This is a genomic window from Seonamhaeicola maritimus (assembly GCF_008056315.1).
GTDB classification, from domain to species: Bacteria; Bacteroidota; Bacteroidia; order Flavobacteriales; family Flavobacteriaceae; genus Seonamhaeicola; species Seonamhaeicola maritimus.
Map to the genome: position 1 here is coordinate 725,181 of NZ_VRKQ01000010.1, position 20,343 is coordinate 745,523.

At 33.0% G+C, this 20,343-nt stretch carries 20 protein-coding genes; 1 reads left to right on the forward strand and 19 read right to left on the reverse strand.

Going from position 1 to position 20,343, the window contains the following annotated elements; translation table 11 throughout:
- Window positions 1-17: 17 nt before the first annotated feature.
- The 17 genes from pseI to FUA22_RS11445 form a co-directional block, all read right to left on the reverse strand.
- Window positions 18-1,061, reverse strand: a complete 1,044-nt coding sequence (gene pseI / locus FUA22_RS11365; RefSeq protein ID WP_170309900.1) for a pseudaminic acid synthase — start codon at window positions 1,059-1,061, stop codon at window positions 18-20.
- Complete coding sequence (locus FUA22_RS11370; protein ID WP_147768411.1) at window positions 1,045-1,926, reverse strand: methionyl-tRNA formyltransferase; 882 nt, start codon at window positions 1,924-1,926, stop codon at window positions 1,045-1,047. Before FUA22_RS11370 ends, pseI begins: the two co-directional genes overlap by 17 nt.
- Complete coding sequence (pseG, locus tag FUA22_RS11375; protein ID WP_147768413.1) at window positions 1,920-2,933, reverse strand: UDP-2,4-diacetamido-2,4,6-trideoxy-beta-L-altropyranose hydrolase; 1,014 nt, start codon at window positions 2,931-2,933, stop codon at window positions 1,920-1,922. The genes FUA22_RS11370 and pseG overlap by 7 nt, the downstream gene beginning before the upstream one ends.
- Window positions 2,911-3,660, reverse strand: a complete 750-nt coding sequence (gene pseF / locus FUA22_RS11380; RefSeq protein WP_317132099.1) for a pseudaminic acid cytidylyltransferase — start codon at window positions 3,658-3,660, stop codon at window positions 2,911-2,913. Before pseF ends, pseG begins: the two co-directional genes overlap by 23 nt.
- Window positions 3,608-4,753 (reverse strand): UDP-4-amino-4,6-dideoxy-N-acetyl-beta-L-altrosamine transaminase, encoded by a 1,146-nt coding sequence (gene pseC / locus FUA22_RS11385; protein ID WP_147768415.1) that lies wholly within the window; start codon window positions 4,751-4,753, stop codon window positions 3,608-3,610. The genes pseF and pseC overlap by 53 nt, the downstream gene beginning before the upstream one ends.
- Window positions 4,753-5,769: a UDP-N-acetylglucosamine 4,6-dehydratase (inverting) gene (gene pseB / locus FUA22_RS11390; protein ID WP_147768417.1), complete on the reverse strand. Its 1,017-nt coding sequence runs from the start codon at window positions 5,767-5,769 to the stop codon at window positions 4,753-4,755. The genes pseC and pseB overlap by 1 nt, the downstream gene beginning before the upstream one ends.
- 180 nt (window positions 5,770-5,949) lie before the next feature.
- Window positions 5,950-7,086, reverse strand: a complete 1,137-nt coding sequence (locus FUA22_RS11395; protein WP_147768419.1) for an aminotransferase class I/II-fold pyridoxal phosphate-dependent enzyme — start codon at window positions 7,084-7,086, stop codon at window positions 5,950-5,952.
- Window positions 7,083-7,658, reverse strand: a complete 576-nt coding sequence (locus FUA22_RS11400) for a sugar transferase (protein WP_241664814.1) — start codon at window positions 7,656-7,658, stop codon at window positions 7,083-7,085. Before FUA22_RS11400 ends, FUA22_RS11395 begins: the two co-directional genes overlap by 4 nt.
- Window positions 7,659-7,679: 21 nt before the next feature.
- Window positions 7,680-8,948 (reverse strand): nucleotide sugar dehydrogenase, encoded by a 1,269-nt coding sequence (locus tag FUA22_RS11405; RefSeq protein ID WP_147768421.1) that lies wholly within the window; start codon window positions 8,946-8,948, stop codon window positions 7,680-7,682.
- 37 nt (window positions 8,949-8,985) lie between these two features.
- Complete coding sequence (rfbD, locus tag FUA22_RS11410; protein WP_147768423.1) at window positions 8,986-9,765, reverse strand: dTDP-4-dehydrorhamnose reductase; 780 nt, start codon at window positions 9,763-9,765, stop codon at window positions 8,986-8,988.
- Window positions 9,755-10,306: a dTDP-4-dehydrorhamnose 3,5-epimerase gene (gene rfbC, locus FUA22_RS11415; protein ID WP_147768425.1), complete on the reverse strand. Its 552-nt coding sequence runs from the start codon at window positions 10,304-10,306 to the stop codon at window positions 9,755-9,757. Before rfbC ends, rfbD begins: the two co-directional genes overlap by 11 nt.
- Before the next feature lie 5 nt (window positions 10,307-10,311).
- Window positions 10,312-11,169, reverse strand: coding sequence for a glucose-1-phosphate thymidylyltransferase RfbA (rfbA, locus tag FUA22_RS11420; protein WP_147768427.1), 858 nt, complete (start codon window positions 11,167-11,169; stop codon window positions 10,312-10,314).
- Window positions 11,169-12,176 (reverse strand): dTDP-glucose 4,6-dehydratase, encoded by a 1,008-nt coding sequence (rfbB, locus tag FUA22_RS11425; RefSeq protein WP_147768429.1) that lies wholly within the window; start codon window positions 12,174-12,176, stop codon window positions 11,169-11,171. The genes rfbA and rfbB overlap by 1 nt, the downstream gene beginning before the upstream one ends.
- The gene (locus tag FUA22_RS11430; protein WP_147768431.1) at window positions 12,177-13,244 is read right to left on the reverse strand and encodes a hypothetical protein; all 1,068 of its coding nucleotides are present in this window, start codon (window positions 13,242-13,244) and stop codon (window positions 12,177-12,179) included. It lies immediately after the preceding gene.
- A 12-nt stretch (window positions 13,245-13,256) separates the two neighbouring features.
- Window positions 13,257-14,948 carry a DUF6909 family protein gene (locus FUA22_RS11435; RefSeq protein ID WP_147768433.1) on the reverse strand — a complete coding sequence of 564 codons (1,692 nt, stop codon included), beginning with the start codon at window positions 14,946-14,948 and terminating at the stop codon, window positions 13,257-13,259.
- Between the two features lie 38 nt (window positions 14,949-14,986).
- Complete coding sequence (locus FUA22_RS11440; RefSeq protein ID WP_147768435.1) at window positions 14,987-16,480, reverse strand: GH3 auxin-responsive promoter family protein; 1,494 nt, start codon at window positions 16,478-16,480, stop codon at window positions 14,987-14,989.
- Window positions 16,480-17,346 (reverse strand): M23 family metallopeptidase, encoded by an 867-nt coding sequence (locus FUA22_RS11445; RefSeq protein WP_147768437.1) that lies wholly within the window; start codon window positions 17,344-17,346, stop codon window positions 16,480-16,482. The genes FUA22_RS11440 and FUA22_RS11445 overlap by 1 nt, the downstream gene beginning before the upstream one ends.
- Window positions 17,347-17,460: 114 nt before the next feature.
- Here FUA22_RS11445 and FUA22_RS11450 point away from each other — a divergent pair, with 114 nt between their 5' ends.
- Complete coding sequence (locus FUA22_RS11450) at window positions 17,461-17,646, forward strand: twin-arginine translocase TatA/TatE family subunit (protein WP_147768439.1); 186 nt, start codon at window positions 17,461-17,463, stop codon at window positions 17,644-17,646.
- 68 nt (window positions 17,647-17,714) lie between these two features.
- Here the strand turns inward: FUA22_RS11450 and FUA22_RS11455 are convergent, their stop codons facing one another.
- Together FUA22_RS11455 and FUA22_RS11460 are read right to left on the reverse strand one after the other, a co-directional pair.
- Window positions 17,715-18,722: a DUF4837 family protein gene (locus FUA22_RS11455; protein ID WP_147768440.1), complete on the reverse strand. Its 1,008-nt coding sequence runs from the start codon at window positions 18,720-18,722 to the stop codon at window positions 17,715-17,717.
- A gap of 25 nt (window positions 18,723-18,747) precedes the next feature.
- On the reverse strand, window positions 18,748-20,304 hold the full coding sequence (locus FUA22_RS11460) for a LysM peptidoglycan-binding domain-containing protein (RefSeq protein ID WP_147768443.1): 1,557 nt from the start codon (window positions 20,302-20,304) through the stop codon (window positions 18,748-18,750).
- Between the last annotated feature and the right edge of the window lie 39 nt (window positions 20,305-20,343).

A 20,343-nucleotide genomic window follows, 5' to 3' on the forward strand; every position in this document is an offset into this window, starting at 1 on the left:
TTATTGATTAAAACATTTCATTCTTTAATCATTTCTATGGTTAACGGTTCTCCTCGGTTAGCATTTGTTCTAAATTTTTTTCCTATTAGTTCTTGGTAAAATTTTGGATGCAAACCATAACCTGGCCTAATAGAACGAATGTTTTCACTGGTAATAAAATCTCCCTTTTTAACGTTCTCAACAACAAACAAGGATCTAGCAAATTTTCTATTATTTTTCACTTTTTCAGAAACTTCATAAGATACTATTCCTAATAATTTTTCGGTATCCCTAACTTTGTTTACTAATTCAGCAAACTCGTTTACATCTAAAGAAAAATCGGCATCTGGTCCACCAATAGTTTTGTCTAAAATAAAGTGTTTCTCTATTACCTTAGCACCTAATGTTGTGGCAACTGAGGGAGCCAACCAACCATAAGTGTGGTCACTAAAGCCAACCTCAACACCAAAACGTGTTTTTAAATCTGGAATAGTCTTTAGATTTGCCAGCTCTAAAGGAGCTGGATATGAAGATGTGCATTTAAGTAGAATAATTTCATCATTACCTGCCTTTCTGCAGGTATCAACCGCCAATTCTATATCTACTTCCTCGGCAATACCTGTGGATATAATAATAGGTTTTCCCTTTGATGCGGTATAAGCTATTAAAGGTATGTCCTGAATTTCAAAAGAGGCTATTTTGTATGCAGGGACATTCAGCGTTTCGAGAAAATCAACGGCAGTAAAGTCAAAAGGAGAAGAAAAACAGATTAAACCTTCTTCTGCTGCAACTTCAAAAAGTTTTTTATGCCAGTCCCATGGCGTATAAGCCTCACCATATAATTCATATAAAGTTTTGCCATCCCAAAGTGTTCCTCCTTCTATTTTAAAATATTCATTGTCACAATTTATAGTTAAAGTGTCTGGTGTATATGTTTGAAGCTTTATTGCGTCGGCACCTGCCTTTTTTGCAGCTTTAATGGTTTCCATAGCCACATTTAAGTTTCCATTGTGGTTTGCCGATAACTCCGCTATAATAAAACAGGGGTTATGTCCTCCTATTTCTTTATTTCCTATTTTCATTGCCAAATCTATTTCCAACAGTAAAAGTACAATTTTCTGTCCTTAATATTCGTAAATCAAGCGCACCGTTTTTTGTTTTTACTACTGTTTGGGGGGTTAATTTAATTATCTCGCCACTGGATTGACTGCTTTTGGTTTTTTCATTTGAAAAGGACACCTTATCAATAATAATTTTTTTTCCATTATAAAAAGTAAAAGCTCCCGGATAAGGATAAGCTTGGGCTCTTACCCAATTTCTTATAGCTTCATTTGTCCAATTCCAATTTATTTCGCCATCTTCCGGTGTTCTCTTTCCAAAATAGGTGGCTTCTTCCTCATTTTGCAGTACTAAATTTAAATTACTATTTTTTATGTCATCAAACACTTTTTTAACCAACGGGTAGTATTTTTCGGCATACTTTTCGAGCATTATCGCTCCTGTATCATTAGGCTCAATTGGCACTTCTATTTGATGGATAACCTTTCCAGTATCACAACCAGAATCTATAACATGTGCCGTAATTCCTGCCTTTTTCTCTCCATTTATAATTGCCCATACATGTGGAGTTCTTCCTCTATATTTGGGCAGTAAGGAGCCATGTATATTAAATGTTAAGATATTAGAATGGTAAATAATATCCTCTTCTATTAAAAACAAATAGTTAATTGAGGCTATTACATCTACGTTAAAATCTTTTATAAAATTAAACCCTTTGCCTTTTCTTGGGTTTCCTGCATAAAACGGAATATTGCTTTTAGTAGCAAAATCAATAATACCAGAGGAATTATTATCTGTTAAAATAAACTCTATCCTATTTTCTTTCGCAATTTTTGTAAGCGTATCCAATCCCAGACCGCCACTACATAGTACGCCAAGTGTTAACATAAATCATTAATTAAGTTCAAATGCCGAGAGGCAATTTTGTCATCAAACAATGATTTTTGAGCTTTTATTTGATGACAAAATTTATGATTAATAAGAAGTGCTTTTATATGGCTTTTAAACTCACCAACTTCATAGTTTTGCATGTCTCCTCCTTTATAGATTGCTTTGCTATTTAAAAACCCATTGTAAATTAATTCTTGATTATCTACATAATATCCACTTAAAATTGGCATTTTAACACAAGAAAGTTCATACAAAATAGTGCTTGCCGGCGCAATAGCAAAATTACATTGTTGCATTACATTAATCATCTTTTGTTCTGAAAGGTTCCTGTGTGTATTTATTTTATCAGAATAGAATTCCTCCAAATCAAAAATTTCATTGTGCCTATAAGCACCCCCTAAAACAACATGAATCTTTTTGAATTGAGGTATTAGTAATAAGTCCTTAACGGCTTTTAAGGTTAAATTATAAGGGTCTGCACCTCCAAAGCATACAAAAGCAGAATCAAGTACACTTATGGTTCTGACCTTTTTAGCTTCTTCTAAAAATAGGGGTCGTAGCATCGCATATCGGGTGCCTAGTGCTAATTTAGTGTAAGGTTCTTTGGAATAGTTTTTTTTCTGAATGTACGGCGAATGGTTTACAAGCACATCGGCATACATGTGCTCTTTTGCTAAATCATCAATATATACTAACTTAAATCCTTTTTCTTTTACCTGTTTTTGATAAGATGATGTAAATTGATAACCATCTGCAACAATAATATGTGCTTGCGGTAGAAAATTAGTAGCAAGCCATTCAGGTTCTTCTTTAATAGAAATGGATTTTGGAATATTTACTATATTATATAATTTAGGTATTACAGAATTAGTTGAAGTTTCATGTGTTAAAAACACAAAATCGAAAGTGCCTTTAACAATTTCTACCAGACTGAATAATCTATAAAGATGCCCTAATCCTGTTTTGGAATTTCCATCTGCCCTAAAGATTATTTTCTTGCCCATTAAGCATCAATTTATATTTAATTTCAGCTAATCGCCAATCAGTTTCCGAATCAATATCTTGTGCATATAACTCAGATATGACCAAAGCTCCTGAGTTAGCTGTGAAAAGTTTTTTTTCTTTTATAAAAGACGAAACTTTAACCCAATAAAACTGTCCAGAATCATGATACCTTGGTTCTAAGTCTTGTGATCGCGAATTCATATACTCGCTCCATACCATTTCTGCTTTTTGGTTTTCTATTTTTAGCGAACGCTGTATTGGAAACGAAAATTCAAGCACGGGAAAAACACTGTCAAAATTATTGTTTGCAAGTGTATTATACGCCTCGGTAATTTTAGAAGGCGTAACAAAAGGCGCAGTAGGCAAAATACAGCAAACATTATTAAATATTTGGTTATTTTCTTTGTACTGAAAGACCACTTCTTCTATAACATCTGCTAAGACCGCATAATCGTTGGCATTTGCTTTACTTCTTAAAAAAGGTACTTTAGCACCATGTTCTAAAGCTATTTTTGCAATTTCATCATCATCGGTAGATACCATAACCTCATCAAATAAATTACTTTGTATCGCAGCTTTAATAGAATATGCAATAATTGGTGTTCCCAAAAAAGACTTAATGTTTTTTTTAGGTATACGCTTACTACCTCCTCTTGCCGGAATTATTGCTAAATTAGCCATATACAAACGATAACACTTTCTCAATAACAAATCTCTGTTCTTCATCTGTTAAGCTAGGATACATGGGCAAGCTAATACATTTAGAGTAATACATTTCAGAATTGCTTAAATCTGCACTTTCATATCCTATATCTTTATAATAAGGCAATGTATGTACGGGTATGTAATGTATTTGAGCAAAAATACGATGTGTTCTCAAAAAATCGTACAGCCCTTTTCTGTCTTCTACCTCTATAACAAATAGATGGTGTGCGTTATAGGCTCCTTTAGGCTGGTCTTGATAGTTAATTTTTCCTTTAAAAGCATTCTTATAGGTGTTTGCTATTTCGTTTCGCCTAACAACTCCTTTATCGTTTTTCGCCAATTGGGTTATACCCAAAGCAGATTGTATATCGGTTAATCTGTAATTGTATCCTAATTCTTGCATTTCGTAGAACCAACCGCCATGGTTTTCGCTCATGTTATCCTTGGAAATACCATGGGTTCTTAATGATGCTAGTTTTTTATAGAGCATTTCGGAATTTGTAGTCACCATTCCGCCCTCACCACAGGCAATATGTTTTACAGGGTGGAAAGAAAACACTCCAATATTGGCATAATTACCGTTACCACACATTTGTATATTACCCTTAGAATCGGTAAAGTAACCACCTGGAGCATGACATGCATCTTCAATAATCCAAAGCCCGTGTTTATCAGCTAATTCTCTAAAACCTTCCAAATTAACTGGTAATCCTGCAAAATCCACAGGTATTATGCCCTTAAAAAACCCTTTTGGTTTACTTTCAATTAATCTCTTAGTGTGCTCTAAGGATAATAGGAAAGTGTCCGGGTCTATATCAGAAAACCATACTTCCCCACCAACAAAGCGTACACAATTTGCTGACGCAGCAAAGGTAATAGGTGTAGTTATAACGCGCTCCCCAACTTTTAATCCTAATGCAGAAACAGCTATATGTAAACCTGATGTTGCATTATTTACAGCAACAGCATATTTTGCGCCTACATATTTTGCGAATTTATCTTCGAATTCATTAACTTTAGGTCCTTGGGTTAAAAAATCTGCTTGTAAAGTAGACACCACAGCGTCAATATCTTCTTGATCAATTTTCTGTCTTCCGTAAGGTATTGCTTGCATTATGCCTTGAAATTACTATCTACGTGTTCTTTTATCAAACTTCTTAAAGTATCTACTGTCTCCCAGTCTGTGTTGTCTCCAGAATTATAGCTAAATCCCAACTCTACTTTTTTTGCTTTAAAGGATTCAATATAATTATCTAGTTTCCAGTTATGGGTTGCCGGCAAAATAGTGTAATATTTGCCCAAATCATAAGTATAGAAAGAATCTGAAGGTGTTATCATTTCTTCATGCACTTTTTCACCTGGTCTAATACCTACTATAGGCTTTTCGCATTCTGGTCCAATGGCATTTGCTACATCCATAATTTTATATGAAGGTATTTTTGGAACAAAAAGTTCACCACCCCATGCATGTTCTAGGGCATGCATTACCATATCTACACCACCTTGAAGTGATATATTAAACCTTGTCATATTTGGGTCTGTTATAGGTAATTCTCCTTCTTTCTTTTTATTGATAAAAAATGGTATTACAGAACCATTAGACCCCATTACATTTCCATATCTGACTACCGAAAATTTTATTGGATTTTCTCCTTTAATATTATTGGCAGCGACAAACAACTTATCAGAGGTTAGTTTAGTAGCACCATATAGATTTATTGGCGCGCATGCCTTATCTGTAGATAGTGCTACAACGCGCTGTACTTTAGTCTTAAAACATGCTTCTACAACATTTTCAGCACCACCTATATTGGTCTTTATACATTCATCAGGATTATATTCAGCTATATGAACATGTTTCATTGCTGCAGCATGAATTACATAATCCACCCCTTGAAAAGCCCTTACCAGTCGCTCCTTATCTCTTACATCACCAATAAAATAACGTATTTGAGGATATTTAGTGTCAGGGTATTCTTGAGCCATCTGGAATTGTTTCTGCTCATCGCGAGAATAAATTATTAGCCTCCTAACTTCTGGATTATTTTTTAGAATATGACTGGTTAGTGCTTTTCCAAGGGATCCCGTACCCCCTGTTATTAAAATAGATTTTCCTTTTAAATCAAACATATTATTTTATAAATATAAATTTTTATATCCTGCAAATCTAATATAAATGTTCGTGTTGACAAGCTAAACAATAATGGTTATTTCAATACTTAAATATTCTCATCATAACTATTAAGGAAGTTATTCAAGTTTTATTTATTTTAGACCTTCCTCCAATTTATAATCCTAGACTAATAATACCTAATCATCTATATGCATTAATACAACCTCTGCAATGGTTTCCTTCTCTGTTTTTGTTAAATTAGAGCCAGACGGCAAACATAACCCTTGTTCGAATATTGACTCGGCAATCCTATTTCCATAAAATGAATAACTACTAAAAATAGGCTGCATATGTAAAGGTTTCCACATTAATTTAGACTCTATATTATTTGTTTTGAAAAGATCAAACAATCTCTTTACATCCTCAATAGGTTCATCTTTTTTTAATAAAATACACGTTAGCCAATGATTCGACTTTATTTTGGAATTATATTCTGAAAAAACTTCTATAAATTTATAGGGCTTAAATAAATTATAATAAAACTTATTATTCGACCTTCTTATAGAAATATAACCATCTAAAACCTCCATTTGTCCTCTTCCAATACCTGCCGAAATATTGCTCATTCTATAATTAAACCCTAATTGACTATGCTGATAATAAGGTAAATTATCCTTAGCCTGCGTAGCCAAATAAATCGTTTTTTCCTTAAGCGGCTTACTTTTTGTAACTAGAGCTCCACCGCCCGAAGTGGTAATTACTTTATTACCATTAAATGAGAATATCCCAAAATCTCCAAGCGTACCACATTTTTGACCGTTATATTCTGAACCTAATGCTTCGGCAGCATCTTCAATAATTGGAATACCATATTTCTTAGAAATCCTTATTATTTCATCCATTTTTGCTGGCATACCAAAAATATGCACTAAAATAATTACTTTAGGCTTTATTCCTTTTTTAATTCGGTCTTTAATAGCTTCCTCGAGATAATTGGGACACATATTCCAAGTTTCCCTTTCACTATCCACAAATACTGGTATAGCTCCTTGATATAATATTGGAAAAGCAGAAGCTGCAAACGTTAAGCTTTGGCAAATTACTTCATCACCCTTCTCAACTCCCGCCAATATTAAAGCTAAATGTATTGCTGCAGTTCCTGAAGATAGGGCCGTAACATGGTTTCCTTCTCCTAAATAGTTTTCTAAATCTTTTTCAAAATTAGATATATTAGCTCCAACTGGCGCCACCCAGTTGGTGTCAATCGCCTCCTTAATATACTTAAGTTCACCTCCTCCCATATGAGGAGATGACAATCTAATTCTTGAACTCATACTTCCAAAATAGTTCTAAGTATTATTCTCAAATCATTTATAAAACTATAATTTTCTATATAAGCTTTATTCAATTCCACTTTTTTAGGCCAAATTACTGTTCTATTATATTTCTCAGGATTCCTCTTCTGATTTAACGTAGCTTCTTCATCTCTAAAATATAACGAAGCTATTCCTGTTATACCTGGTCTTACAGTAAGAATGATTCGATCTTCTCCTGACAAGTTATTAGCAAACCCTTTTAAGTCTGGTCTAGGCCCAACAAAACTCATGTCACCTATTAGAACATTTATAAGTTGGGGTAATTCATCTAACTTTGATTTTCTTAAAAATTTACCTAAACTAGATATCCTTTCAGAATTTTTAGAGTTAGTTTTAATGGTTCTAATCTTATAAATGTTAAATAACCTTCCTTCCTTTCCAACTCGAATCTGATTAAAAATTCCTTTTTGTCTGGTATCTAGAAAAGCAATAAATGCTAAAAGAACAATGAGCCACCATAAAACAATCAGCCCTAGTATAGACAAACATATATCAAAAACCCTTTTCAATATAATGTCTCTCTTTTTCAATTCGTTGTTTTTAATAAACAATTACAGCCTATCGGTAATAACATCTCGAGGCAAAACACTCTTTACATCATAAATGACACAGTCTCCTCTTTGAATAAATTGGTTGTAGTCAATAGATTTAAAAGCATCATGTCCCACGGCAAGTACAACAGCATCGTAACTATAGTTTATCTTCTTAATCAAATCTAAATCATATTCCTTTTTCACCTCTTCCTCAATTGCATATGGATCATAAACATCTATTTCAACTCCAAAACCATGAAGTTCTCTTACCACATCAATAACTCTGGAATTTCTAATATCTGGACAATTCTCTTTAAATGTAATTCCAAGTACTAAAATTTTAGCACCTTTAATAATACTTCCCCTATCCACCAATAATTTAATAACCTTATTTGCCACATGAACTCCCATATTATCATTTACACGTCTTCCTGATAAAATAACATCAGGATGATAACCTAAACTTTCAGCTTTATGAGTTAAATAATAAGGGTCTACACCTATACAATGGCCGCCAACTAGACCTGGCCTAAACGGTAAGAAGTTCCATTTTGTGCCGGCTGCTTCTAAAACTTCTAGGGTATCTATATCAAGCTTATCGAATATTAGTGCTAGTTCATTCATTAAAGAAATATTTAAATCTCTCTGAATATTCTCAATTATTTTACCAGCTTCCGCTACTTTCAAACTTGAAGCTTTATGAGTGCCAACAGTTACAATACTTTTATATAAACTATCTACTATATTTGCTATTTCTGGTGTACTCCCAGAGGTGATCTTAACAATATTATGAACCTTCCTTACAGGGTCTCCAGGGTTAATTCTTTCAGGAGAATAGCCACAATAAAAATCTATATTAAACCTCAGTCCGCTAGATTGTACCAACTCCGGCACACATACTTCTTCAGTACAGCCGGGATAAACTGTTGATTCATATATAACTATGTTCCCTTTTGACAGATACTTACCAACGGTCCGACTAGCTTCAATTAAAAAATTCAAGTTTGGTCTATTAAACTCATCAATTGGTGTTGGCACGGTTACAATATAAATATCCGCATCCTCAATATCCTTTTCTTTAAAGGAAAATTTAATTGCTTTTGCTTCTAAAAAATCGCTCTTCAATATTTCTGAAGTAGTATCTATCCCTTTTTCTAATTCCTTAACTCTATATTCGTTTACATCAAACCCTACAACATCAAATCCCTTTTTTGAAAATTCAATTCCTAAAGGCAAACCAACATATCCTAAACCTACTACGGCAATTTTTAAGTTTTTTATTTCCATCTATTTCAAAAGTAACCAAATTTGCGCAAAACACTTGTTATCCCAAGGCACTATATTTAGGCCTTTTTGCTAAAGTGTTAAATGAATCTACTTCGACTAATTCAACATTTTCAATTTTGTTCTCAATTACTATTAATTTGGCAAAATCATACCAAGTCATGCTTTTTGATCCTGAGAAATGAACCAACCCATAATCAGACGAATTTGTCTGGATTAATTTAATAATAAAATTTGCCAAATCAACAGTATCCGTTGGATTCGCCTTCTGGTCTGTGGTAATCGATAGTTTGTTTCCTTTACTAACCTCATTTAAAACAAACCTATAAAAATTCTTCCCATACTTTTTACTATATAACCATGAGGTTCTAACAATAAAATACTTGTCTAGAGTCATTTGAATATGTTGCTCACCCAGTAATTTAGATTTCCCGTATTCATTGATGGGATTAGGAATATCATCTATGGTATAAGGCGATTTTTTAGCACCATCAAACACATAGTCCGTAGAAATGTGAACGAGAATCACATTATAATTTTTACAAACCTGTGCTAAATTCTTAACTGATTCTGCATTTATCTTATAAGCGATATCAGGTGTCTTTTCAGCTTGTTCCACATTAGTATAAGCTGCACAATTGATACAGTAATCAAATTCATTAGAATTAAAGTCCTTTTTAAGATTATCTGTTTTAGATATATCTAATTCTTCTTTTGAAACAAAATAAAAATCAATCAACTCCTTATATTTTGGAGCTAAATCTTGGAATGTCTTGCCCAATTGTCCATCAGCACCTGTAACTAAAACTTTAATAGGCATTTAACAAAGTCTCTAAGGTTGGTAGATTTTTGTCTTTTTCTGAAACAATTAGTTGATTATGCGATACGCCCCAATCAATATTTAATTTTTCATCATTAAACAGTATTCCAGATTCTGAAGCTTTGTTATAATAACTGTCACATTTATATGAAAAGATTGTACCTTCTTCTAAGGCTAAAAACCCATGTGCAAACCACTTGGGAATGTATAATTGCCTTTTTTCTACATCATCAAGAATTATTGAAAAATGCTTGCCGAATGTTTCAGAGTTTTCTCGAATATCAACGCATACATCTAAAACCCTACCTTTTATGACACTAACAAGTTTTGCTTGAGCAAATTCGCCCGTTTGAAAATGAAGCCCTCTCAATACTCCTTTAGCAGATATAGATAAATTGTCTTGAACAAAATTAGGTTTAACTCCTGTTTTCTCTTCAAAAAGTATTTCATTGAAATTTTCAAGAAAAAGTCCCCTATCATCTTTAAAAATACTAGGTTTGATAAGCAAACAGCCTTCTAAAGTGGTCTCTTCAACTATCATGAATGCTATATTAATTGTTTAAGATATTCACCATAACCACTTTTCAGTAAGGGAAATGCTAAGTTGTTAAGTTCCTCTTTATTGATATACCCCATTTTATAGGCTACTTCTTCAATACACCCTATTTTTTGTCCTTGACGCTCCTCTATAACTTGAACGAACTGGGATGCTTGCATTAAAGACTGAAAGGTTCCTGTATCTAACCATGCTGTACCCTTATCTAAAATTTGAACATTTAACTTGCCTAACTCTAAATACTTCTTATTAACATCGGTTATTTCAAGTTCTCCTCTACTACTTGGTTTAATACTTTTTGCAATTTCTATAACCTGATTGTCATAAAAGTAAATACCTGGTACTACGTAATTAGATTTAGGGTTGGTAGGCTTTTCTTCAAGCGAAATGACTTTGTTACTGTCATCAAATTCTACAACACCATAACGTTGCGGGTCGTGTACATGATACGCAAAAATTACCCCTCCAATAGGATTTAAAAGAGATTGCAAGGTTTTATGAAGACCTGAGCCGTAGAAGATATTGTCTCCTAAGATTAAAGCTACACTTTCTTTTCCAATAAATTTTTCACCAATTAAAAATGCTTCTGCTAACCCTTTAGGCTCTTCTTGAATAGCGTATTGGAATTGACAGCCATAACTAGATCCATCTCCTAAAAGTTCTTGGAACCTTAAAATATCTTTAGATGTGGAAATAATTAGAATATCCTTAATACCGGAAGCCATTAAAGTAGTTAAAGGATAATAAATCATGGGTTTATCGTAAATTGGCATCAACTGTTTACTAACCACTTTTGTAAGCGGATAGAGCCTTGTTCCCGAACCTCCAGCCAATATAATGCCTTTCATTAACTACAATATTTATTTATATACCAATCGACCGTCTTTACTATACCTGTTTCAAAATTTTCATCAGCATTCCACCCTAAATGTTTTTCAATTTTTGAGGCATCAATAGCATACCTGAAATCATGACCTGGCCTATCTTTAACAAAAGTAATTAGGTCCTTATAAGATCTACTTTTGGGTTTTAATTCATCCAAAATCCCACATATTGTATTAGCAATATATAAATTATTTCTTTCGTTACACCCTCCAATGTTATATGTCTCACCTGGAACTCCTTTTGAAAAAACCAAATCTATTCCCATGCAATGATCATCTACATATAACCAGTCCCTAACATTTTTACCATCTCCATAAATTGGTATAGGTTCATCTGCCAAAGCCTTTCTAATAATAGTTGGAATTAATTTTTCATCGTGCTGCTTTGGTCCATAATTATTAGAACAATTAGTAGTTACAACATTCATTCCATAAGTATGGTGATAACTTCTAACAATAAAATCAGATGAGGCCTTTGATGCGCTATAGGGGCTATTAGGCGCATAGGGTGTATTCTCTGTAAATAACCCAGTTTCTCCTAGTGTGCCATAGACTTCATCAGTTGATATATGGTGAAATCGTGCATTCTTATACTCCGTTTTTATTTTATTTGTAGATGCCATCCAATGGTCTTTTGCTACATCGATTAAATTAAAGGTTCCTAAAACATTAGTATTTATAAATTCATTGGGTCTCTTAATAGAATTATCTACATGGGACTCTGCCGCAAAATGAATAACTCCTTGGAAGTCAAACTCTTTAAATAAACTCTCAATTAAATTTCTATCACAAATATCTCCTTTTAGAAAAGTATAATTACTGTTTTCTTCAATCTCCCTTAAATTTGAAAGTGACCCAGCATAAGTCAGCTTATCAAGATTTACAACTTGAACAGAAGGATATTGTTTAAGAAAATAAACTATAAAATTTGATCCTATAAAACCGGCTCCACCTGTTACTAAAATTGTCATTTACAACACTTTGTCTTTGTAGCGTTCAAGGAATTTAATAAAAGTCAAGCCTATTAAAACAAAAAATAGTATTAATTCAAAAACAATTGCATAAAACAGTTTTGGACTCAAATCTAAACTCAATAGCCTCATTCTATTATCAACGCTACCACTATCTTGTTTACTAGAAATAACTTCTAGAACATATTTTTTATCCTCTAATTGTCTTTCTAATTCAACGATTTCTCTTTGTAATTCCAAATCATTTTTATACAAATCAAACTCTCTAGTTTTATTTACATCATCGGCATTTTTTATGGTCACACTTGTCTGAGAAGATCCCTCTTCTGTTTCTCTCATTTCCAAAACCCTTTTATATGTGCTCTGTAAAGAATCGGACTTAATTAATGCTTGCTTTAGGGAACTCATTCTATTAAGAAGTTCTAAAGTATCCTTATGTTGCTCCCTAACGAAATAAGAGTTTGAATTGATATTATTAACAATTTCATTAAATACCCCCTTGAAATTATTTCTTTCTCTAGACTTAATTGTTATTTGTTGCATAGAATGATTATAGTCCTTTTCATTTTCTAAATACGTTTTGTACTCAATAGTTGAAGCTAAAACAGAATCTAACCCTTTTAAATATTCATCATATCTCTCTAATTTTTGATTTTCACTGATAACAGACTCCATTTCCAAACCTAAAATTGATGAGGCGTTTAAAGAATCTATATTTAAAACTCTAGATAATGTATTAACATCTCCCTGTTCAACCAACTCATTGTAATAATTAATTGAATTAGATAGGTTTTCACCCGTTTGATAATTCTGTTTAACTGTAATGTTTGATTTATATACAGGTTCCGAGGTTTTTTCTTTAATAATACCTAACCCAATCCCTAAAACACCAGCTATAACAAACTTTATAAAATGCTTTTTTATAAAAAATACGAACCAAACAAATGCTAAAAATAATTTATTTAGCATGCTTCCAATAAATGAAAACAACCTGTTAAAAGCATTTCCAATCAACTGAAATAACTGACCTAAATCTACCTCTTCAGATTGCTGTGAATCCTTACTCATAATTATATAGTGTTAGTTTAATATTTGTTTTAAAATAGTTCTTGTTATTAAATATGTAGGTTTTACACCAGTAGTTCCTAAACCGCCAGAAGCTAATGTAGCTCCCGTTTCTAAAGGATTATCACTAGCGTAATAGGCATACCTCACTTTTACATTTGAATTAATGCTTCCTCTTACTTTTGAAGCCGCTTGAATGGCTTTTTGATAATGGGCTCCTTCCATTTCAAGGCCAATAACCTGCCATGTTGAATTGTAAAAGAACTTTAAAATATCTTTATTTTGAAGGGATGTTCCTAAAACAGTAATCATAGATCCCTCATAAACATCAACACCTTGGTCGTCTAAATGTTCTTTTTTTAGTTCATTTTTAAAAGGATAATTATCCGCTGTCCCCTCAAAAATATGTGCCGATGGTATCATAATATCTCCTTTACCTCCTTCCAATATACCGGCTTTACCCATAATAGAAATTGACTCCACGTTTATATGGATTTTTTCTCCGTTCCTATTATAAGGTTTTAACAACTCATCAATTGTTTCATACGCCTGTTCTCCAAAAGCATAATCCATTACCAAAATAATCGGTTTCTTTTCAACTAAAATAACCTCATCAATATCTATATCTACCTTTGCAGCATCAATTTTTGTTGTATCAAAGACTTGAACATCAATATTAGTACCCGAAGTATCCTTAATATATGTCATTCCATTTCGCAACGCTTCAGCACCTACTTTATTGCGTAAAGGTTCATTTTCTTTATTGCTTAAAGATTCATAAACCTCAAATATATCCTTTTTAGCAGCAGATGTCTTTAAAGCCGATGGAACAAAAAGCGTATTCATAACACTATGCATATTAGCACTAATCATATGAATTGGTCTATCTAATAAATTATTTTTAAACAGTACCTCTTTAATATTGTCTGCCCATATCTCACCATGAATGTGGTGACCTATACGCTCGCGTAATACGGGACTAAAAGTAATGGTTCTTTTATTATTGTTTACCTGTTCTTCTATAGCTAGTTTTCCCAACCAATAAACAATATGCAATAACCTTTCTGGTTGTTTTGGTGCAGCAAAATCTTTGTAGACAGCTCTGAGCTCGTCAAAAGTTCTACCAAGTATATTCGCTGTATGAGTAATAGCTATTTCACGCTCTTCTTTGGTTAACTTTTTTTTAGTTAAAACTGCCTTTTCTAGTTTTTCCCAATCTCTAGTAGTTAATCCTTCATCTTCATTTATTAATACCCGATTGCTAATTTTATGAGATTCTACAAACAGAAATGTAAGATGTGTTAAAATATCATAGATTTCAGAACGCCCTCTGGTAATTTCAATATTCATTTGTTCAGAATCAATTCTGTAACAATTTCTGCGTCTTTTTTCTGGTATTATTGGCTTAAAATGTGAGTTTGAATAGCCTTCATCGCTTGTTAAATTGATAAAAGTACATTCTTCAATACCTTCAGGGAGTCTGTCAATAACATATAGCAAGCCCTCTAATTCGGCTTTTTCTTCACCTATTGACCCATAAATTTCTGGACGTAAAAGCAACAAGGAATTACGGAGCATTTCTCCAGATATCCCCATTGGTTTATAAAATCCACGGATAAATAAATGGCGCATAGTAATATACATCCTCTCAATAGCATTGGAGCTCTCTTGAGCCCTTGTTCTCTCATGATGTTTTTTATTACTCATTTGCCATTTTTTCCTTGCCAAAGATAATACTATTTGACTTAATACGTGTACGGAAAATCCTCAACAATTTTTCTGTCGTTAGATAATCTTGGAAGCTTATTTTGCCCTCCCAATTTCCCAATGGATTTCATGTAGTTTTTAAATCCATCCTTCTTAACCCGAGTTATTTTAAGTGTTTGAAGCACACTGCCTTTAATTAAGTCAAAATAATATGAATTTTGCTTTTGAAGTGACTCATCTATTTTTTTGGCTAAATCGGAAAGATTTTTAGGTTCATTTTCAAACTCAATAAACCACTCATGATATGGCAATCCCTCTTTAGGGTTAATTTGAGGTGCTACTGTAAATTCAGAAACCCTAATATTGGTGTCTGCTGTAGCCTCTTGAATGGCTTGTTCTACTTCTTTACCAATTACGTGTTCACCAAAAGCTGAAATAAAATGTTTTATTCTGCCTGAAACGATAACGCGATATGGATTTATTGAAGTGAATTCAACCGTATCCCCAATATTATAACCCCAAAGACCAGCATTTGTAGAAATTATCATCACATAATTTACACCTATAGCAACATCCTTTATTGTGATTCGTTTTGGATTGTCATTAAAAAACTCATCGGCTTTTATAAATTCATAGAAAATCCCAGAATTCAACTGAAGTAACATCCCTTTCTCATTCTGTTTATCCTGATATGCAAAAAAACCTTCACTTGCAGGATAAAACTCTATACTGTCAACTTTTCTTCCTATTAAACTTTCAAATTTAGCTCTGTAGGGCTCATAATTTACACCTCCAAAAATGAACAGATTGAAATTCTTAAAAATTTCACCTACTTTTTTTCCTGTCTTCTCCTGAAGTTTTTCAAAATACATTTGCACCCAAGAAGGAATTCCCGAAATTATTGTCATGTTTTCAGGCAATGTTTCTTCAACTATTGCATCTACCTTAGTCTCCCAGTCTTCAATGCAGTTTGTTTCCCACGAAGGCAACCTATTTTTCTGAAGATATTTAGGAATATAATGGGCAACTATCCCAGAAAGCCTACCAAGTTTCACACCATTTTGCTCATTTAAAATGGGGCTTCCTTGAAGAAATATCATTTTCCCATCAATAAATTTTGTATTTCCGGTCTCATGAATATACAGCAAAATAGCATTTCTAGCAGCCTCAGTATGACTAGGCATACTTTCTTTTGTAATGGGAATATATTTTGCACCTGATGTTGTTCCCGAGGTTTTAGCAAAATAAATGGGTTTTCCTTTCCAAAGAATATCTTCTTCTCCTGCAACAACCCGTTCGACGTAATGTTTAAGTCCTTCGTAATCTCTAACAGGAACTCGTTTCACAAAATCATCATGAGAATTGATGCTGATAAAGTCATGATCTATCCCAAATTGTGTTGAAGTAGCACTAGAAATTAATTTTTGAAATACTTGTTCTTGCGTTTTAACTGGGTTTTTAGCCCATTTTTGAACACTTCTGTAAATACGTTTTGCGAATGGTTTAGCGAGGGCAGATTTTATGGATAGCATTATTTAAAATCGATAAAATTTGTTGGATTGATGGGGTAACCATCGTTCCAAAGTTCAAAATGTAAATGAGGGCCTGTTGAAAGTTCTCCAGTATTTCCCGCAATGGCAATTACTTCTCCTGCTTTCACCAAGTCTCCTTGAGATTTAGAAAGTTCTGCATTGTGTTTATATACCGAAATAAGGCCGTAGCTGTGTTCTAAAATAATCACATAACCTGTGCTTACGGTCCACTCTGAAAAAATAACAATTCCATCTGCGGTTGCCTTAACAGGGGTGTCTTTTGCTACAACAACATCAACAGCATAGTGCTTTTCTTCCAAGTTATATGGTTCACTAATAGTTCCGCTCACTGGAGGGAATAACACAAAATTAGTAGCAGATGTGGCAGATTCAAATAAATTGTATTTATCTTCTTTATCTACTTTTTCTCTTAGTAGGGAATCCTCTGCTATGGGAGCTAAATCTACTTCTCCAGCTTCTAACTTTACCGCCTCAATAATAGAATCTTTGTTAAAGTCTACCGTACTTACATCTCCCTTCAACACCTTTTTAATAGAGCCATAATACAGTTCATTCATGGCTATTACTTGCTGTAGGGAATCTGTTTTAAAACTAAGCTCAGTAGCTCTCTTCTTCAACCTGGTTGAAGAGTATCCAGGAATATATTCTCTAAGTGGCGTAAAAGCTATTAATAAATATGTTAAAACTATCAGTAATAAAGCAGAGATTGAACCTAAAACAAAAACATTTAATCTTGTTAATTTAATAGATAAACGTTCTTCAAAAGTAAGCTCGTTAAGTATAACAAGTCTGTACTTGTCAAGTAGTTTTCTTTTTATTTTTTTAGGTTCCTTTTTTTTCTTCATTGAAAGCAAAATTAATTAAAATAATTGCAAACTAGTTTTTGTATATACTAAAGTTATGTTCAAAACGATTTTATTAAACTTTAATTATTAACTTTGTTGTTTAAAATAATTATTATGAACTTATATATGTTACCATTAGCTATTGGACCTTGGCAAATAGCATTAATTGTTGTTGTTGTTTTATTGTTATTTGGAGGTAAAAAAATACCTGAGTTAATGCGAGGTCTTGGAAGTGGAATTAAAGAGTTTAAAGACGCTAGTAAAGAGGAAGAAGGAGCTGAAAACAACAAAAAGGAATAACACTTTATTTTATTCATAAAAAAAGACCAACACAATGTGTTGGTCTTTTTTATTATTTCTCTATGTAATTAATCAATTTTGACTGATTTAATAATAGCTTCTAGCTCCAGCATATAATTTCGTTTTTCTACAGATGGCGCAAAGACAAACCCTTCTAAACCAACCCAACGCTTGTTTACTTTATCTTCAATAGTATAGTTTATAAAAGCCCCTCCCATAAAATCATTCGTTAGTTCCCAAATTCCTTTGGTTTCAAAAGCTGGTTTATTATCTATAATAGTTTCTTCATGAAATGGTGTATAAGCATCTTCGGTAACCATAAACGAGCTCACTTTATTACCATCAGCATCAACAGTTTCATCAAGCCTACCTTTAAAATAGGCTTGCCCGATAGAATCTCGTATTTTAATTATTTGAGTAACCGTACTGTCATTCTTTTCTATGGCATCATAGGGCAATTCATAAATCATAATATGTGAATGCCCAGTGGTAATATCTTTTCTAAACCAGAAGAATTTGTCTCTTTCTTTTGCTAATTCATAAATTGAAGCAAATTGAACAGTTAACCCTAACTTTTCTTTAATAGAGATGTACTTATGTTGAGATTTTGCCATTTGACGCTGCCTTTCAGCTATTTCCATACCTCTAAATACCTCAACTATTTTATCCCCATTTTCAGAAATCACATCTATAATATCTTGCCTCGTTTTACCTGAAACAACAATAACTTTTTGTGGTTTTGCATAAACATTATCCTTAAATACTATTGAAGGGGCTTTATTCATTTCAAGCTTTAGAATTGTTCTGTTTTTTGTAACAAAATCAGAAAATACTTTTGGAGGAATTTGACTCAAAGTAAACAAAGGTTCATCTTGAGGTAAACCATAAGTTGGCTTGGTTAAAACATCTCTAATAGCTTCTCCAACTCTACCATCCCACAATTCATTTTCAACAACTACAGAAACATGATTTATACTACCATTTGAATCATAAAGGTATCTCTCTTTAGTTGCGTTTTTATCTTTACAAGACATTACAACCAATAAAACTAAGGTTGATAAAAGAATGTTTTTCATCTAATATTTTATTTAATTAAGGAATTTACCCTTTAGATATTTTAAGCTTCATTCCTGGTTTTAGTTTACTACCACTAATACCGTTCCAATCTTTAATATTTTGTATAGAAACTCCAGAAAATTTTTGAGAAATACTCCATAAGGAATCTCCACTTTTTACAGTATAGATAATTACATCACCAGAAATTGGCTTAGTAATAGAAGTTTTTTTAGTTGTTGTAGAGGCCACTGATTGGGTATAAGGCTTTCTTGGGTAAATAGTTAAGCGTTGTCCAATTCTTAAATTATTACTCCGTAAGCCATTCCAACTTTTTAATTGGCTCACCCTTACACCATATTGTCTAGCAATTTTCCCTAAATAATCACCCGAACGAACTTTATATCTAACTCTATCATTAGCATTAAAAAATTGCGGTAGTGGTTTTTCTCTTTTTGCGAATTCCTCTTTTACAAAAGCGTAAATTTTTTCTTCGTTATTTACAAAAGTGCCAACAGCTTCTCTAGGCAATCTTAAATAATAATTCTCTCCCTTAATGACAGGAATAATGTCTAATTTATATGAAGGATTTAAAAACTGCAGCTGCTCAACAGGCGTACCTGTTATTTCTGAAACTTGGTCTAAAGTAATCATGCTCTTCACCAACACGGTGTCTGTTTCAACAAGCCTAAACTCAGGCTTGGTTTTATGAAAACCATGTTCTTCAGCATATTCAAAAATGTACATGTTGGCTAAAAACGCCGGTAAATATCCTGCTGTTTCTCTTGGTAAATTATGCCTAATATTCCAATAATTTTTATAACCTCCGGAACGTCTGATAGCTTTAGAAACATTTCCCGGTCCTGAGTTATAGGCTGCTAAAGCCAAATCCCAATCACCAAAAATCTCATATAATTTTGCCAAATATTTTGTGGCTGCTTTTGTTGATTTAATAGGGTCACTTCGTTCATCAACATAACTACTTACATCAAGCCCATACATTTTCCCGGTGCTAAACATAAACTGCCATAAACCAGTAGCGCCAACTCTAGATTTTGCTCTTGGTTTTAATGCCGATTCTACTATAGCTAAATACTTAATTTCTAGTGGAATGTTACTGTTATCTAACTCACGCTCAAACATTGGAAAGTAGAAATCACTCAATTTTAAAAGTCTTTGAATAAGATCTCTTCTATGTTTTAAATACGACTTAATAACACTTTCTAATGAAGGGTTATACTCAACATTAAAAGGTGTTCTAGCATTAAGGGCTTCAAGCCTTGCTTTTAAAGTATCTGTTGGTAACTCTGGGTAATCTACCTCTTTATAATCCAGTTCAGAAACAGTCTTGTAGATTGAATCAAACAGGTTATTGCTGTATAATTCTTGAAACCATTTTTCATCAAAACTAGCTGCTAATTCATGGTCTTCTAATTTCTTAATGTTGGTGCTATCGGCTACTGCCTCTATAGGCGGAAGTAGGTTTTCTCCATCAACAATGGAGTCTTTTGGGTGTTCAATCGAAGGTATAACAGCGTCTTGAGCTTGAGATAGATAAACCGAAAAGCCTAAAAAAATTAATAGTATATAAAACCGAAAAGCCATAATATCTATTCAATATGAATGATAGTATGGCTAAAATCG

Bases quoted from the DNA above. Each gene is read 5' to 3' on its own strand.
- rfbC (WP_147768425.1), bottom strand. From the start codon at position 10,306: ATGATAGTTGAAGAGACCACTTTAGAAGGCTGTTTGCTTATCAAACCT.
- FUA22_RS11395 (WP_147768419.1), bottom strand. From the start codon at position 7,086: ATGAGTTCAAGAATTAGATTGTCATCTCCTCATATGGGAGGAGGTGAA.
- FUA22_RS11370 (WP_147768411.1), bottom strand. From the start codon at position 1,926: ATGTTAACACTTGGCGTACTATGTAGTGGCGGTCTGGGATTGGATACG.
- pseB (WP_147768417.1), bottom strand. From the start codon at position 5,769: ATGTTTGATTTAAAAGGAAAATCTATTTTAATAACAGGGGGTACGGGA.
- FUA22_RS11440 (WP_147768435.1), bottom strand. From the start codon at position 16,480: ATGCTATCCATAAAATCTGCCCTCGCTAAACCATTCGCAAAACGTATT.
- pseF (WP_317132099.1), bottom strand. From the start codon at position 3,660: ATGAAGAACAGAGATTTGTTATTGAGAAAGTGTTATCGTTTGTATATG.
- rfbB (WP_147768429.1), bottom strand. From the start codon at position 12,176: ATGACAATTTTAGTAACAGGTGGAGCCGGTTTTATAGGATCAAATTTT.
- rfbA (WP_147768427.1), bottom strand. From the start codon at position 11,169: ATGAAAGGCATTATATTGGCTGGAGGTTCGGGAACAAGGCTCTATCCG.
- FUA22_RS11435 (WP_147768433.1), bottom strand. From the start codon at position 14,948: ATGAGTAATAAAAAACATCATGAGAGAACAAGGGCTCAAGAGAGCTCC.
- FUA22_RS11405 (WP_147768421.1), bottom strand. From the start codon at position 8,948: ATGGAAATAAAAAACTTAAAAATTGCCGTAGTAGGTTTAGGATATGTT.
- rfbD (WP_147768423.1), bottom strand. From the start codon at position 9,765: ATGCCTATTAAAGTTTTAGTTACAGGTGCTGATGGACAATTGGGCAAG.
- pseI (WP_170309900.1), bottom strand. From the start codon at position 1,061: ATGAAAATAGGAAATAAAGAAATAGGAGGACATAACCCCTGTTTTATT.
- FUA22_RS11430 (WP_147768431.1), bottom strand. From the start codon at position 13,244: ATGAGTAAGGATTCACAGCAATCTGAAGAGGTAGATTTAGGTCAGTTA.
- FUA22_RS11450 (WP_147768439.1), top strand. From the start codon at position 17,461: ATGAACTTATATATGTTACCATTAGCTATTGGACCTTGGCAAATAGCA.
- pseC (WP_147768415.1), bottom strand. From the start codon at position 4,753: ATGCAAGCAATACCTTACGGAAGACAGAAAATTGATCAAGAAGATATT.
- FUA22_RS11455 (WP_147768440.1), bottom strand. From the start codon at position 18,722: ATGAAAAACATTCTTTTATCAACCTTAGTTTTATTGGTTGTAATGTCT.
- pseG (WP_147768413.1), bottom strand. From the start codon at position 2,933: ATGGGCAAGAAAATAATCTTTAGGGCAGATGGAAATTCCAAAACAGGA.
- FUA22_RS11460 (WP_147768443.1), bottom strand. From the start codon at position 20,304: ATGGCTTTTCGGTTTTATATACTATTAATTTTTTTAGGCTTTTCGGTT.
- FUA22_RS11445 (WP_147768437.1), bottom strand. From the start codon at position 17,346: ATGAAGAAAAAAAAGGAACCTAAAAAAATAAAAAGAAAACTACTTGAC.